The following is an 899-nucleotide window of genomic DNA, read 5'->3' as shown; positions in this document are numbered from 1 at the left end:
TTAGCTTGATAGCGATGGGGTACCGCCAGCAGTTTGGAAAAAAACCACGCTAAGCAAAAAATACAATAAGCTGCCCATATGGACAGCTCATTTACATAATTATCGATATAAGAAGTAATCTGTTAATTAATTAATTAATTGTCCATCTTGACTATAAATTTCAATTGTATATGAATCATTTTCGACCCATTTTTTTACTTTTGTAGTATTAAGTAAATCATCAACCTCTTTTTCTATTTTCTTTCCAAATTCTTTAGCTCCTGGATCAGATATATTTATAGTAGTATTTATAGGAATATTAATAGGCTGGTTCAATACATTAGCCTGTTGGATTGTAAAATTTTTGTATCCTCTTTTCATAAATACTTCATGAAAAATATCACCGTAAATTCTGTCCCATCTATGCTCTTTTTTTTTACAATGTCCATATTTTTTTGACTAACATTAATTGTATAAGGTCTAATATCTTGGTTTTTTAACTGAGCATTAATCTCTTTTTTTACCTTACTTGCATTTTCAGTATCAGCTATTTCTAGGTCTACTGTTCTTGTTTTGTCATCTAGGGAAGCACTAAGAAATCCTTTTTTATTTACAACATTCATAACAATGTTCATAACTTTAGAATCCTCACTTTTTGATTCTTCTACCTCACTTTGTTGACAAGCAGCACATAATAAAAGGACTAATAAAAGAGGTGAAAATAATCTCCTTGAAACACTTTTAGATGTGGTTGGATAATTACTTGATCTCTTCTCACTTTGATTTGAGAAAGCAAATAAAACGTCCTTCTTCAAAAAGCAACCCTCCTTTTGTTCTTCTATCACAATAAAATTCATCAGTTATTGGGACAATACCTGCATGTATACTACATTCACGTCAAGTTAAGTCGGGTAAGCGAG

The 899-nt window shown here is 30.8% G+C and carries 1 pseudogene; it reads right to left on the bottom strand.

The window, feature by feature from the left end:
* Positions 1 to 126 precede the first annotated feature (126 nt).
* Positions 127 to 704, bottom strand: a pseudogene (locus COE49_RS26845) (DUF4030 domain-containing protein); the annotation flags it as partial.
* Positions 705 to 899 lie beyond the last annotated feature (195 nt).

This window comes from Bacillus sp. AFS029637, assembly GCF_002584985.1.
Lineage (GTDB): Bacteria > Bacillota > Bacilli > Bacillales > Bacillaceae_G > Bacillus_A.
This window is presented reverse-complemented; position numbering and strand designations above follow the sequence as displayed.